The sequence below is a fragment of the Thainema salinarum CENA647 genome (assembly GCF_057732415.1).
Genome location: NZ_JBYJZJ010000015.1, coordinates 303,677 through 318,755 on the forward strand (window position 1 = coordinate 303,677; position 15,079 = coordinate 318,755).

Below are 15,079 nucleotides of genomic sequence, written 5' to 3' on the forward strand. Positions count from 1 at the left end.
GAGCGGGAGAGGGACTTCAGAAACTTCCTTCTCCCATCGGGAGAAGGGCTGGAGAATGAGGGGAAAGCTACTAATTAATCAAACGCATCTTTGATGTTATCAACTGCGTTTTGGACAAAGTTTTTGGTATCGTCAATAGCTCCTTGGGTACGGCTCGCATCTTCATTCGCGCGCTGTTGGATCCGGCCTGCATCGCGCTGAGCTTTGCGCTGGATGAAATTATCGCCATCCGTTGCGTCGCTCACCCGATTGGCATTATTCCGCGCCGTTTCTTTCACGCTTTCTGCTGCGTCGCGCACAAAGCCCTTCGTGTTCTGGGCATCCCGACCGGCTTTGTTCTGCACCTGATCATCTAGGTCAGCCGCAGCAATCCAGTTATTCGTTGGATTTGCGAGAGCAGAGGTATCCATGACAAAGCCACCCTGCCAAACAAATGCGATCGCAGATAAGCAAATAGCAGCGGTAGCCAACCAGCGACCTGCTGTTGTGAACGACTTCGCCAAGTCAATCCGTTTCATAGAATACAATCTCCGTTAGATTTTGTACCCTAATTTCTACTCTAGTTCAGCCAGCAGCTTAATCGATCCCCAGACTGAATTGATGACGGTTGTAAGCATCCAGTAGGCAGGTTTATTGTTCACGCGCGTCATCATTAGGCATAGGGGAAGCAGGAGAACAGCAGAGCATAGTCACTCGCTCCTACTCTCTTACTGCTGTGTCCAATCAGCTTTGATAGTTGATATGTCGCGCTTTGCACGATATATCAACTATCAAAATCCATCCAAACAACGTTGACAAACCACTACCCTCCCATTCTGCTACTCTCCCTCTCCCGTCACCAAATTTGAAACGGCGACAGTTTGCTGAGAATTTTCCCTTACAGTGAATATGCGTTAGCGAATTCTGCGATCGCGCCGAGTCCTGTCTAGGTCTGATAGAAGCTCATTACAATTGCGTGAAAAGCTGGCCGGATAAACTTTTCACCCAAATGATTTGGCTCTCTAGACCTAATGCACCGCTATCGGTCAGCTTGCAGATTTCCTCACACGCTCCTTTAGTCACGCAGCTTATTCTCACCGAGCAGAATAGGCTGCTTTTTATTTGTCACACAAACGCCCCACCCATCTACCCATCTACCCGTCTACCCATCCACCCTCCTACTTCCCTTCCCCTCCACAACCACCTTGCCACCCTAATCAAACCCCAACAACCCCTGCCATATCCAAAACGCCGCCATACCCGCCACAATTGTCAGCAGCAGATTGCCGCGCCAAAAGCCCACAATCACGGCAATGCAGGCTCCAACCAAGCGAGGATTATTCCAGCCCAAAAACAGCGTTTCACCGTCAGGAATCAGGACTGTAGGCGTGATGATGGCGGTGAGGACGGCTGGGGGAACGAACTCCAACGCTCGAATCATTTTGGGTGAGAGGTTAATTTTTCCGCTCAGAGCAATTAACACATAGCGAATGGAAAACGTCACCAGTGCCATACTGATAATTAAAAGTCCATAATTCATTGATTGCTCATGCCTTGACGCATTCACGTCACATTCCGCCAAATCGCCTAGTTTATGCTGAGTGTAGCGCACGTATTTCTTGAACTTTAATAAAAGTCTATAGTTCGCCTCCATCTAGATAAATTTCTGGTAATCTATCGCCAACGGATCTGCTGCAGTCACTTTTGCACACCATGACTCTGGAGGATGCTCTGTCAACCGTCAATGCTGCAATGCAGTCCCAATGGGGACGGCAGTTGAGCGATGTTGAGGTGCTAATTTTTGAAGGGGCATGGCAGGGCAAAACCTATCCGCAAATTGCCCATGAGGCTGGCTATTCGGTTAATTATTTGACAACCGATATTGGGCCTAAGTTTTGGAAAATTCTTAGCCAAGCTTTGGGAGAACCCGTTAATAAAAAAAACTTCAAATCTGCGGTTAGGCGAACCCAAATTGCAGTCGATTCACTCGCTATTCCATCACCCGCCCCGATTCCGCCTCCGCAATCAGAACGGCTAGAACCGCTGGCAACTGAGCAATTGGCTCATCCGCCACCAAGCCTAACCAGTAAAATCGCTCTCGATCAGACTGTCCAGCTTTCTCCGTCACTCGCTTCCCCCTCGCTAGCAACCGAATGGGGCGAAATGCCCGACGCCAGCCAGTTCAATGGTCGAACCACTGAGTTAAATATGCTACACCAGTGGATTGAGGTCGATCGCTGTCGCCTCGTTGCAGTGTTGGGCATGGGTGGGGTGGGCAAAAGTGCGATCGCAGCTAAATTGGTTCAAACCGTAGCCGAATCGCCGCCGTCTTCCTTTACGCACATCATCTGGCGCAGTCTGCGGAATGCACCGCCCTTGGAGACGTTGCTGAGTGAGCTAGTCCTGTTCGTCTCGAATCAAACGGATGTGCAAACCGATATTCGGTCATTGCTGCACTGGTTTCGCACCCATCGCTGTCTGGTGGTTTTGGATAACGGGGAAACGATTTTGCAGCCGGGTGATCATACGGGATCGTATCGGGCGGGCTATGAAGACTATCGTGAGTTTTTCACCGTCATTGGTGAAAGCGGCCATCAAAGCTGTGTAATCCTGACCAGTCGCGAAAAGCCTGCCGAACTAGCGGCAATGGAAGGCATTGATCTAGGTGTGCGATCGCTATCTCTCTCCGGCTCCTGCGAAGTTGGATTGACCATTCTGCAGGCGAAGGGACTGGGCGGCACTCCAGAACAACAGCAGCAATTGTGCGATCGCTATGGTGGCAATCCGCTGGCGCTCAAAATTGTCACCAGCTCCATTCAAGACCTATTTTCCGGCGAAATCGAACCGTTTCTTGAACAAGAAACGATTTTATTCAACGGCATTCGTCGCCTGCTGGATCAGCAGTTCGGGCGCTTATCAGAGCTGGAAGAATCGGTGATGTACTGGCTGGCGATCAACCGGGAATGGGCCAGCATCACGGTCTTACATGAAGATATCGTTCCGCCCGTCTCCCGCAATCACTTGCTAGAGGCTTTAGAATCGCTCAGCTGGCGCAGTCTGATTGAAAAGCGAGCGGGTAGCTACACGCTACAGCCCGTAGTGATGGAATATGTGACGGACGCGCTGGTTGAGCGGATGAGCAGCGAGTTCATTTCGGGAGACTTGGTATTTTGCGATCGCTGATGCCCTGATCAAAACCACCGTTAAAGATTACATCCGTGACAGCCAAAGCCGCTTGATTCTGCAACCCATTGCCGAACAGGTCAATATCACGCTCAAGCAGTCAACTTCTTTAGAGCAGCATTTTTCAACCCTTCTTGCCACCCTGTACGATATTCATCTCCCCTTTTCTGGCTATGGCGTCGGCAATATCATCAACCTCTGCAATCATCTGCACGTTGATCTGAGGCAGTTTGATTTCTCAGGTTTTGTTATCCAGCACGCTTACCTACAGAACACTAGCTTGCACGGCGTCAGCTTTGCCCGTGCCAAACTAATCCATCCCGCCTTTACCCAAACCTTCAATCCAGTGATGGCGGTGACCTGTAGCCCCGATGGCCAAGTTTGGGTCACAGGCGAATCTACTGGCATTCTGCGCCTCTGGAGTACGACCAACAGCCAAGTCCTGAGTATTCAAAAAGCCCACTTGGCCCAGATCTGGTCAGTGGCGTTTAGTCCCAATGGCCAACTGCTGGCCAGCGGCAGCGCCGATCACACCATCAAACTCTGGGATACTAACACTGGAGAACCAGTCCACACGCTACAGGAACATACGGGCCAGGTTTCATCCGTGGCGTTTAGCCCCGATGGTCAACGGCTGGCTAGCGGCAGCACCGACCACACCGTTAAGCTATGGGATGTCAATACCGGACAATCCCTTCAAACACTATCCGAGCACACCGATCAGGTTTTATCAGTCGCCTTTCGTCCCGATGGTCGTCTGATCGCCAGCGGCAGCGCCGATCACACCGTTAAGCTGTGGGATGCTGATACCGGAAAATGTATTCAAACACTGCACGAACATACCGATCAGGTTTCGTCAGTGGCGTTTAGGCCCGATGGCCAGCTCCTGGCCACTAGTGGCGCTGACTGCACGATCAAACTCTGGGATACTCAGACTGGAGAGGTGGTTCATACCCTACAAGGACACACCGATCACGTTTGGGCGGTAGCTTTCAGCCCAGATGGTGGCTGCCTTGCCAGTGCGGGCTTTGACCATGTGATCAAGATTTGGCAGCCTGAGACGGGTCAGATCCTCAAAACGCTGCGGGGACATAATAACTGGGTATGGTGTATCGCCTTTACCCCCGATAGTGCCGTCCTGATCAGTGGGGGAGACGATCACCTGTTGCGATTTTGGGACATCCAATCGGGGCAAACCCTGAAGACGTTCCAGGCCGATACGGGTTGGGTATGGTCAGTCGTCTTTAGCCCAGATGATGCTCTGCTCGCCAGCGGCAGCTTTGACCATGCTGTTCGTCTATGGGATGCCCACACAGGCGAACTCCTGCATACCTTTCAGGATCACCGCAACCAGGTACAGTCTGTGAAGTTCAGTCCCGATGGCAGTCTCTTGGCCAGCGGTAGCGATGACGGCACGATTAAATTTTGGGATGTTTCAACGCGACGGCTTTTACACTCCTTTCAGGGCCATTCTAAAGGCATTTCTTCGATCGCTTTTAACCCCGATGGTACCCTGCTGGCCAGTGCAGGACTCGATCGCAGGTTGATCTTGTGGGATATTGCAACTCAACAGCCTGTTAAAGCTTGGCAAGGCCATCATCACTGGATTTGGTCGGTCGCCTTCAGTCCCGATGGTACTCTGCTGGCCAGCGGCGGGTTTGATCAGGTCATTCACCTATGGGACATCCGCACAGACGACTGTGTGAGAACGCTACATGGACATCAAGACTGGGTGCTCTGCGTGGCCTTTAGTCCCGATGGCACCTATCTGGCCAGTAGCGGTGCTGATGGAGCAATCAAGCTTTGGTATGTGCAAACCGGAGAACTGGTGCAAACCCTATCAGGCCACACCAGTCTCATCTGGTTCATATCGTTTAATGCCGACGGTACGCTGTTGAGCAGTGCCAGCCAAGATCAAACGATCAAACTGTGGGAAATTCCGTCTGGAAACTGCATCAGCACATTTGCAGGACATACGGCCTGGGTGACATCTGTTTCATTTAGTCCGCAACGCCCGGTTCTGGCCAGCGGCAGCGTAGACAAAACCATCAAGCTGTGGAACGTGACGACTGGCGACTGTTTGAAGACACTGCAACCCAATCGCCCCTACGAAGGGATGAATATTACTGGCGTTCAAGGGTTAACCGATGCTCAAAAAGTTACATTAAAAGCATTAGGAGCCATCGAATCCGCCATCGATCAGGATAGTTAGGCGATGGAACAAGATGAGGCAATTATCATCGTTAATACTGCCATGCAGGCTCAGTTGGGACGGCAACTCAGCGATATTGAGACGCTGATCTTTGAGGGCGCGTGGCAGGGCAAAACCTATCCGCAAATTGCCGATGAAGCGGGCTATTCGATTAACTATCTGACAACCGATGCTGGCCCTAAATTTTGGAAAGCTCTCAGCCAAGCCCTCGGCGAACCCGTCAACAAGAAAAACTTCAAAGCCGCCATCCGCCGCCATGCTCTCCCTGAACCCACACATCCAGATCCCACATCCTTATCCTTATCTACGAGTACCAAAACCTTATCTACGAGTACCAAAACCTTATCTACGAGTATCGAAACGGATCTATCGCCTCACGCCTCACGCATCGCTCCTCACTCTCCCTCCCTCACAACCTCCTGGGGTGAAGCCCCCGACGTCAGCCAATTCTACGGTCGCGATGACGAACAGGCCATTCTACGCCGCTGGATTGAGGCGGAAAACTGTCGTCTAATCGCGGTTCTGGGCATGGGCGGCATTGGCAAAAGTACGCTGGCAACCAGAGTGGTGCAGCAGCTTGCGGACCATGCAGACGATTCGACATCAGCTTGTGCGTTTACCCATGTCATCTGGCGATCGCTACGGAATGCGCCAGATCTCTCGACGGTACTAGCGGAGCTGATTAGCATCCTATCGGATCAGCAAGAAACGACTGCCGATCTGTCGCGACTGCTGCACTGGATGCGCGATCGCAGATGTCTGATCGTATTAGATAACGTTGAAACGATTCTCCAGGCGGGTGAACAGGCCGGATATTATCGCGACGGTTATGACGATTACGGTGAGCTATTGCGGCTGATTGGTGAAACGGCTCATCAAAGCTGCATTTTATTTACCAGCCGCGAGAAACCTGCCGAAATCGCCGCATTGGAGGGCATGGATGGCTACACCCGTACACTGCAGCTCAGCGGCTCGGTTACGACAGCATTAGCGCTGATTGAGGCCAAAGGGCTCAGCGGGACAGCCGAACAGCGACGGGAATTGTGCGATCGCTACAGCTACAATCCCCTGGCGCTCAAAATTGTCGCCACTACCATTCAGGATTTGTTTGATGGTGAGATTGGCGTATTTCTAGCCGAAGATGCGGTTATCTTCAACAGCGTTCGTCGCCTATTGGCAGAACAGCTTCAGCGACTTTCCGAGTTGGAACAGGCTGTCATGAACTGGCTGGCCATCAACCGCGACTGGACAGAAATCAGCGAGCTGGCGGAGGATATTTTGCCGATAGCACCTAAGGCACGGTTGCTAGAGGCGCTGGAATCGCTGCGGTGGCGGGGACTAATTGAGCGTCAACAACAACGCTATACCCAGCAGCCTGTCGTCATGGAGTACGTCACCGAACAGCTTGTGGAAACGCTGAGTCAGGAAGCGGTGAGTACAACACTTTGCCAATGGCATTGTTATGCGCTGATCAAGAATACGGTGCGGGATTTTATTACCAAATCTCAGGTGCGGCTGCTTTTGATGCCTGTGGTCAAGGTAATCTGCGATCGCTTTCCCACTGTTGCTGCTCAAACTCAACAGCTTCAAACCCTACTCACGACAGTTCGCCACACCAATCCTATCGGCTACGGAGCAGGAAATCTCATCAATCTGAGTAATGCCCTGGACATTAACTTGACCGATTTTGACTTTTCTCACCTGACGATCCGCCAGGCGAATTTACAGCATCGGTTATTTCAACGGGTCAATTTTGCTCAAGCCTACTTTAGTCAAACGGCCTTCAAGCAAACCTTTGGTAGTATCTTTGCCCTCAGCTATAGCCTGGACGGGTCATACCTGATTACCGGCGACAGCGTAGGTATTTTAAGGCTTTGGGACAGTATGCAGTTCCGACCAGCTAAAACGATTCGTCTGCACACCAGTTATATCTGGGACATTCGCCCTCATCCCGATGGTCATTGCGTTGCGACTTGCAGCGAAGATCAAACAGTGAAGGTATGCAATTTATTGACTGGAGAATTGCAGGCAGAACTCTTAGTGGCACCAACTATTGGGCGGGCGATTGTCTGGATTGATTCAAATACGCTGGCTATCGGTAGTATCGACGGCACAATTCGGATTTGGCAGCCCTTTGATTCTACAGACGTACATGTTATCGCTGGGCACACGGACATTGTGAATAGTTTGAGTTGGCGTTCGGTTTCGGGCACATTAGCCAGCAGCAGTAGTGATGGAACTGTGAAACTGTGGCAAATTCCCGGCGGAAGCTGTCAGCAAGTGCAAAACTTTGAGAATATTCCAGTGCGTTGGGCGGCATGGAGCCCCACCGAACCTATCTTGGCCTGCGCATTGGAGAATGGAACCTTGGTGCTGTGGCATCCTGAAAACAACCCGTTTAACCATACAATGCAGATGCTCAAAGGCCATACCAACACCATCTGGAGTGTTGATTGGAGCCCTGATGGTCAGGTCGTTGCCAGTGCTTCAAACGACTCCACTATCCGCCTTTGGGAGGCCACAACGGGTCATTGTCTACGAGTTTTGCAGGGACACCAAAACTGGGTCTGGTATGCCCGATGGCATCCTGAGCAAGCACTAATTGCCAGCGGTGGCCACGACGGTTCACTACGGCTATGGGATACGGTGTCGGGGCACTGTTTACGAAGCTGCTGTGGGCACTTAGCGAACGTGCGGGCAATCGCTCTTGCCCCTGATGACGAAACCCTGGTACTAGGTTGCGACGATACTATCCTGCGGTTTTGGCAACCCCATCTGTCAACTCACTTTACTCACGTTAACGGCCACAACCATCTCATTTCTGATATTAGCTGGAGTTCGGATGGAGAGCGATTTGCAAGTGCTTCCCACGATCGCACCTTACGCTTATGGCAGCGATCGTCCCAGCGCTGTCTTAACGTTTTGCGAGGACATACTAACTGGGTCTGGTCAGTTGATTGGCATCCTAGCCAAGACCTGCTGGCCAGTGGTAGCGTCGATGGTACTGTAAACCTCTGGCATCCTGATCAGCCTCAGCCGTTAAGAACTCTGACAGAACCCACCAGCTGGATTCTATCGGTGCGCTGGCATCCCAAGGGGCAATGGTTAGCAGCAGCCGTTGGCGACTTCAACATTTATATCTGGCAGCCAGAGACTTGGGATTGTGCTCATGTTCTCCCAGGGCATGACCATTGGGTTTGGCGACTGGCTTGGAGTCCTTTAGGGAATCTTCTCGCTAGCGGTAGTTACGACAATACTCTGAAGCTGTGGCAAGTTCAGGCTAACGCCGTGGATTGTGTACGGATCTTGGAACATCCTGGTGTCGTAAGCGCGATCGCATGGCATCCTCAAGGCAATCTCTTGGCCACAGGCTGCCACGACAGCATTATCCGCCTGTGGGTGCCGACAACTGGAGAATGCATCGCTGAGCTAAGGGGACACGAAAATCAAATCTTGGCCCTTGCCTTTGCACGCAGCGGTCGCTATCTCTACAGTAGTGGTGAAGATGAGACCCTAAAGATTTGGGATATAACTTCGCACGATTGCTGGAAAACAGCAAAGCTTGATCGGCCCTACGAAGGTATGAACATCACAGGTATTCAAGGACTGACATCATTTCAAATTGAAAGCTTAAAAGCACTAGGTGCGATCGCAGATTCTATAGCACCCTCAGCATCAACATAGGTTTCCAGAGATTGTTCAGGCTGAATCCATAGATTAACCCCAGAGACAGGATTTGGCTTAGCTCTTACTGTTGAAAGTAAGCCAATTAATACGAAGTCTGATTAAAACCCGATGACTTATTTTTTGTAAAAGCTCGATCTAACCAAGCTCTTAGGATTGTGAATTAAATAACCTGTAATTCTGGTTTTGCTGTGTAATTCCATTGCGGCAGAAGCTCGTCGAAGACAATCTTCATGTTGGCTTTGAAGTCCTCAGCAACTTTACGACCCTTGTGATACGTTTTATCGAGAATCGTCGTAAAGACCTTGAGACCTGTGCGAGTGGTTGCCTTTTCCATCAGCTCTTTTACCATCTGGACACTCTCAAAAATTACCCCTTGACACCTGCTTGAGACGTGAGGAAACAAGCGGTGTTCAATTGGATTGTACTTGGAGGTATAGGGGGGATAGTGAGCAATGCGAATTTCAATCCCTAACTCGTTGACCAATGCTTGCAAGTCTTGCTTAAAGATGTAGTAGCGAGAACTGTTACTGCCCCCACCATCGCAAAGCAGCAAAATCGAGCCAGCTAGGGGATAGCGTGCTTTGCCATAGGTGTTCCACCAGTAGCGAATCGATTCGCAGGCAAACTCACTGGTATCATGACTCGTGCCGATCTGGATGTAGCCAATATTATCGCTCAAGTCGTACAGTCCGTGGGGAATAGCGACGCCTTCTGCGAGCGTTGCCCAATCATGGTCAAACACTTCGACTCCCTGCTCTTGAGTGTACAGTTGCCCCGCTCGATACAACTTGCCAATTAATTCTCTTTTTTTGTGTCCATACTCATGACGGGATTGCCAGCAGCTTGATAGGTGCCTTTCAACTGCTCAATCCGCTCAAATTGTTCATTGCGATGTTCACTCTCCCCAGTTGCCAGTCTTTTCACCGCTTTGCGTTTACGAAAGTTGTGCCGCTCCAACAACTGATCGACCACCGTCACACTCACGTCAATTCCGTCCTCTTTCAGCAAGGCCACAATCTCATGGCGCTTGAGATTAGTCCACTTCACCGTCTCATCCATGGGTGAACCCGCCGTGTGTTGCTCCAACACCTGCAGAAATGACGCATCTAGCCCTTCAATGGTCTCAAATGCTGACTTCCGTCCACCTCCCACTTGACGAATCCGTTCCCGTTTGAGAGCAGGTTCATCATCCAGTTCTGCCAGTCCCAACGCTAGGGTTGCATGATGGCATCCGAACAACTCTCGGATATAGGCTTGCCCACCATATCCGAGTTTGATCGCTTCAATGGCGGCATAGCGACGACGATCCTTCTCAGACAACGATTGATAATAGCGTTGCATTTGAGCTTCAATTGGCGCAGGGTAGGGTTGCATTCAGGTTCTGCTTCATCTTCTATTGCTCTAGCTTACAAATACAGACGGTAAAATTACATCTTATTTAATCCACGATCCTTACAAAAAATAAATTGAGTTCGTATCCACAGACTTGATATAACTACTACGCCCTATGCATTAGGAGGGTAGCCATGCATAACAAGATAATCATCTTAAAGCGCAAGCAAAAACGAGCCTATATCTATCACATCAACCGCTGGCTCATGCGCGCTATAGACGCAGTCGTCAAATTTTTAATCCGACCCAACAACGAACCAATCATTCATCAACGTGAAACGGCTTATGGATCTCAATGGTACGTTTACAATCCTAGAACTCAAACCAAGCAAGTCTTTTTCTCAAAGCAAGAAGTAATTGATTGGATTGAACGCTGCTACTACAACTAATGACTCTACTCATATCTTGCACGTCGAGAACTCAAAATCATTTTGCCGCCGCATCGTGGCGGCAAAATAACCCTTCTGGGTTTTGGTACAAGATGTGAAGCTATCAAGTATAAGGATTAGTCATGACCTGGCACAAGATTTGTCTCAAGCAAACGATTTGTGAGAGGCAAGAAATTGAACCTTATCTCTGGCAACTGACAAAAGTATTTTGGCGCTTCAGTCAATTTCACGGTCAATATCAATCGCTGCCGCCACCTCAACGCAATCAAAATATCGCTCAAAGCAAGCAACAAAAAGGAGATTAAATCTTAGAAGAAACCACTGCTCATTTCCCTATTCAACAATCTGAAAACTATCATGTTTGCTCAAACAATCTCCAGCCTCTTTCAAATGGAGGGTGAGACTTGGAAACGCCACACCCATCCCTGGTGTTTTTGGACAAGACTAACAGTTATTCCCTTACTATTTTTAGCCATTTGGAGCCGTTTATGGCTCGGCTGGTGGTCGCTACCTCTTATTGCTACTGCTCTACTCTGGAACTGGCTCAATGCTCGTATTTTTCCAGTTCCAAAATCAACTCATACCTGGATGGCCAAAGGCGTTTTGGGAGAACGGGTTTGGATCAATCGTGCCGCTATTCCAATCCCTCAACACCATCAATATTTTCCTTACTTTTTAACAGGGCTATCGGGTATTGGTCTAATTCTGGCTGCTTGGGGTTTATGGCAATTTAATCTATCCCTCACCCTTGCAGGCACCTTACTGATTAACATCGGCAAAATCTGGTTCTTCGATCGCATGGTGTGGCTTTACGAAGATATGAAAGCGGCAACAGCAGAGTATAAAAGTTGGTTGTATTAGGGAGAAATCTCTCCACCCTTTACATCCCTTCTCCACAGAGATTCCTATGATGTTATCCACCCGAATTACCCGAACCTATGGCCTTAGTGCCCCGATCATTTCAGCAGGTATGGCCTGTGTTGCCCATCCTCCTTTAGCTGCAGCCGTCAGTAATGCAGGCGGCATGGGTACCTTCAGTGCAGCAATGGTTGAACCAGAAGGATTACGAGCGATGATCCGTCAGACCCGCTCGTTAACTAGCCAACCATTTGGCATCGACTTCGTTACTGATCTCACGCCTGAAGAACAGATTGAAGTTTGTGTGGCTGAAAGGGTACCTGTTGCCATTTTCTTCTGGTCGCTGCCACCGCAAGAGTGGGTCACTCGACTGCAAGCTAGTGGCACCAGAGTCTGGATGGAAGTAGGTTTGACGCAGGAAGCTAGGCAGGCCAAGACAATGGGATTCGATGCCATTGTTGTTCAAGGCAAAGAAGGTGGCGGCCACAATCGAGCTGAGGCCAGTACATTCAGCCTATTACCTGCAATTCGCGATATTGTGACACCTATGCCCGTGATCGCAGCGGGAGGAATCATTGACGGTAAAAGTATGGTGGCGGCACTGGCGCTGGGAGCCGAAGCCGTCTGGTGCGGCACCCGATTTCTGGCCAGCGTAGAGGCCAATGCCCACGACGAGTATAAGGCCAGAGTGTTAAAAGCGAACGTCGGTGACACCACGCGCACCACGCTGTTTGGCCCAGAGTGGCCAGGACAAATGATGCGAGTTCTACGGAATCGAGTCGTCAATCAATGGGGCGATCAGGGACCCAGCGCTTTAGCCAATACCGATCAGCAGGCTTCTATTGGCTCGACTATCGTCAATGGTCAATCTATACCATTACCCAAGTTTTCCGTTATTCTGCCGACCCCAGACACATCCGGCGACTTCGAGGAAATGTGCCTCACCGCTGGCGAAAGTAGCGGCAATATTCACTCACTCAAACCCGCTGGCGAAATTGTTCAAACAATGGTCGAAGAAGCCATCGAAGTTGTGCGATCGCAACTTTCCCCCATGATCACTGAACCAGCAAACAGCACCCACCCAGCCAAAAACGCACCCTCCATCGCCACCATCTAAGACCACCATTCCCTCTCTCCCTCCCTTCCCCCTAGCCTCCCTTTGGAGCCCTTTAAGCCCCCCTACAGCCCTTTACAACCTATCCATCTACCCATCTACTCATCTACTCATCCACCCACCTACCCACCACTCCAGGAGATCCCCATGACCACACAAATGCTCAAAATCACCTTCAACTACGACTGTTCCGAGACAAAACTACAAACCATCTTTGCAGCCGTTGCACCTGCAATCGCAGCTTTTCCCGGTTTAGTGTGGAAAGTTTGGATTATCAATGAAGTACGACAGGAAGCAGGCGGAATCTACTGTTTTGAAAGCTTTGATGCCCTAGAGCGATATCTCAGTAGCCCAATTATGGCGGCTTTAGAAGCAAAATCAATCGTTTCTAATCTTCGGATTGAGCCATTTACAGCCATCGAGCCATTGTCTGCACTGACCCGTGGCCCAATTCCAGTTACAGCAATGTAGTTAGCCGTAATTAGCTACTGTACAGATTTAACTCAACCAAAACGCAAGCCTCGTCTATGTCCTACGGCCCTTCTCCTAATACCCGATACCCCATTGATGGTCAAACTCGGCTAGTTTATCTCAAAACCATCATCACCAACCCCAACATCATCGTGGGCGACTATACCTACTACGATGACTTTGAAAATCCTGAAAACTTTGAGCGCAATGTGCTCTACCACTTTGATTTCATTGGCGACAAGCTAATCATCGGCAAGTTTTGCTCCATTGCCTCCGATGTCAAATTCATCATGAACGGCGGCAATCACCGCACCGACTGGTTTACTAATTATCCCTTTCCCATTTTTGGCAACGGCTGGGAAACGGTAATGCCGGACGAATGGCCTGATAAGGGCAATACCATGATTAGCAACGATGTCTGGATCGGCTACGGGGCCACGCTGATGCCAGGGGTACAGGTGGGAGATGGGGCAATCATCGCCTCGCAATCGGTCGTCACCAAGTCCGTTGCGCCCTATGCTGTTGTCGGCGGCAATCCCGCCAAAGAAATTCGCAAACGGTTCGACGATGAGACCATTCAGGCTCTACTAGACATCCGCTGGTGGGACTGGGACATCGAGAAAATCACCCGCAACTTAAAAGCAATTTGCGGTTCTGATATTGAGGCGTTACGACAGGCTGATTGATTCCTGCTGAGGACTGTGGATTTTGAATTTTAGATTTTGAGTTCCTCAGTAGGTTGGGTTGAACAACGTGAAACCCAACATCAGTAGCCGTTTCGTCGGGTCATGCTAGCGCCACCTTAACCTATGACAACTATGACAACTGTGAAGTTTGTCTTGCTCCTCACTCCTCACTCCTCACTTTCAAACAACTCCGAAAATTCAGTTTCACACCCTGTAGCTACTGACTAGCGCTTAATATCATCACTCCTCACTTCTCACTTCTCACTCCTCACGTTTTACACCTTGACCATCGGGCTTCAGATCATTGCTACCTGCTTACATTACTCTCCACAACAAGGTTTTGATCATGCCAGAACAAACAACCCCCACCAGAATTGCTAACCCTATTCAAGCACCTGAAATTACCAAAGAGCTGTCGGAAAACATCATTCTGACTTGCGTTGATGACCTATACGACTGGGCTAGGCTATCGACTCTGTATCCTATGATGTTTGGTACAGCCTGCTGCTTTATGGAATTTATGGGAGCCTACGGCCCTCGGTTTGACCTGGAAAGATTTGGAGCTGCGCCCCGCGCCACCCCACGGCAGGCGGATTTGATGATTACAGCAGGCACTATTTCTATGAAATATGCTCCGGCCTTAGTGCGACTGTATGAGCAAATTCCGGAACCGAAATACGTGATCGCGATGGGAGCCTGCACCATCACTGGCGGCATGTTCAGCGTCGATTCACCGACCGTCGTTCGAGGCGTGGATAAACTGATTCCCGTTGATGTCTATATTCCCGGTTGCCCACCCCGTCCAGAAGCGGTGATTGATGGCCTGATTAAGCTGCGCAAAAAAGTCGCAACTGAAAGCCTACGTGACTACCAAGCCAGCACCCAAACCCACCGCTACTACAGCGTTAAGCACCGCATGAAGGTGGTTGATCCAATCTTAACGGGTGATTACATGCGGCAACGAGAGCAGTTGGCTGCTACACAGGCTCAACCTTTGAAATCAGAACAGTTACAGCAACCATCAGTGCTCGAATCCGATTAAAAATTAATCCACAAAAAATTGCCGACGTAGGGACACGGTAATGCCGTGTCCCTACAGATAACCAGG

At 50.0% G+C, this 15,079-nt stretch carries 12 protein-coding genes and 1 pseudogene; 10 read left to right on the forward strand and 3 right to left on the reverse strand.

Annotated features, from left to right (window positions below):
• Positions 1-74: 74 nt before the first annotated feature.
• Both AC286M_RS03185 and AC286M_RS03190 read right to left on the reverse strand, forming a co-directional pair.
• A complete protein-coding gene (locus AC286M_RS03185) occupies positions 75-518 on the reverse strand; it encodes a hypothetical protein (RefSeq protein WP_488203002.1) in 444 nt (147 codons plus the stop codon).
• A gap of 674 nt (positions 519-1,192) precedes the next feature.
• The gene (locus AC286M_RS03190; protein WP_488203003.1) at positions 1,193-1,519 is read right to left on the reverse strand and encodes a branched-chain amino acid transport AzlD family protein; all 327 of its coding nucleotides are present in this window, start codon (positions 1,517-1,519) and stop codon (positions 1,193-1,195) included.
• A gap of 173 nt (positions 1,520-1,692) precedes the next feature.
• On the opposite strand from AC286M_RS03190, the gene AC286M_RS03195 reads away from it, so the two are divergent.
• From AC286M_RS03195 to AC286M_RS03205, 3 genes are read left to right on the forward strand one after another with little or no spacing between them, the layout of a single operon-like run.
• Positions 1,693-3,162 carry a helix-turn-helix domain-containing protein gene (locus AC286M_RS03195; RefSeq protein ID WP_488203004.1) on the forward strand — a complete coding sequence of 490 codons (1,470 nt, stop codon included), beginning with the start codon at positions 1,693-1,695 and terminating at the stop codon, positions 3,160-3,162.
• A 52-nt stretch (positions 3,163-3,214) separates the two neighbouring features.
• Complete coding sequence (locus tag AC286M_RS03200; RefSeq protein WP_488203005.1) at positions 3,215-5,374, forward strand: WD40 repeat domain-containing protein; 2,160 nt, start codon at positions 3,215-3,217, stop codon at positions 5,372-5,374.
• Positions 5,375-5,377: 3 nt separating this feature from the next.
• A complete protein-coding gene (locus AC286M_RS03205) occupies positions 5,378-9,058 on the forward strand; it encodes a WD40 domain-containing protein (protein ID WP_488203006.1) in 3,681 nt (1,226 codons plus the stop codon).
• Positions 9,059-9,221: 163 nt separating this feature from the next.
• Here AC286M_RS03205 and AC286M_RS03210 read toward each other — a convergent pair.
• A pseudogene (locus tag AC286M_RS03210) lies at positions 9,222-10,435 on the reverse strand (ISAzo13 family transposase).
• Between the two features lie 152 nt (positions 10,436-10,587).
• Here AC286M_RS03210 and AC286M_RS03215 point away from each other — a divergent pair.
• The 7 genes from AC286M_RS03215 to nuoB all read left to right on the forward strand — a co-directional run bounded on the left by AC286M_RS03215 (position 10,588) and on the right by nuoB (position 15,013).
• Positions 10,588-10,842: a hypothetical protein gene (locus AC286M_RS03215; RefSeq protein ID WP_488203007.1), complete on the forward strand. Its 255-nt coding sequence runs from the start codon at positions 10,588-10,590 to the stop codon at positions 10,840-10,842.
• 122 nt (positions 10,843-10,964) lie between these two features.
• Entirely contained in the window at positions 10,965-11,147 is a 183-nt protein-coding gene (locus tag AC286M_RS03220) for a hypothetical protein (protein WP_488203008.1), read from the forward strand.
• 52 nt (positions 11,148-11,199) lie between these two features.
• Positions 11,200-11,703 carry a DUF6653 family protein gene (locus AC286M_RS03225; RefSeq protein WP_488203009.1) on the forward strand — a complete coding sequence of 168 codons (504 nt, stop codon included), beginning with the start codon at positions 11,200-11,202 and terminating at the stop codon, positions 11,701-11,703.
• Between the two features lie 46 nt (positions 11,704-11,749).
• On the forward strand, positions 11,750-12,817 hold the full coding sequence (locus AC286M_RS03230; protein ID WP_488203010.1) for an NAD(P)H-dependent flavin oxidoreductase: 1,068 nt from the start codon (positions 11,750-11,752) through the stop codon (positions 12,815-12,817).
• Between the two features lie 144 nt (positions 12,818-12,961).
• Positions 12,962-13,285, forward strand: coding sequence for a YdhR family protein (locus tag AC286M_RS03235; RefSeq protein WP_488203011.1), 324 nt, complete (start codon positions 12,962-12,964; stop codon positions 13,283-13,285).
• Positions 13,286-13,341: 56 nt separating this feature from the next.
• Entirely contained in the window at positions 13,342-13,971 is a 630-nt protein-coding gene (locus tag AC286M_RS03240) for a CatB-related O-acetyltransferase (RefSeq protein WP_488203012.1), read from the forward strand.
• A 346-nt stretch (positions 13,972-14,317) separates the two neighbouring features.
• Complete coding sequence (gene nuoB, locus AC286M_RS03245) at positions 14,318-15,013, forward strand: NADH-quinone oxidoreductase subunit NuoB (RefSeq protein ID WP_488203013.1); 696 nt, start codon at positions 14,318-14,320, stop codon at positions 15,011-15,013.
• The last annotated feature ends 66 nt before the right edge of the window (positions 15,014-15,079 follow it).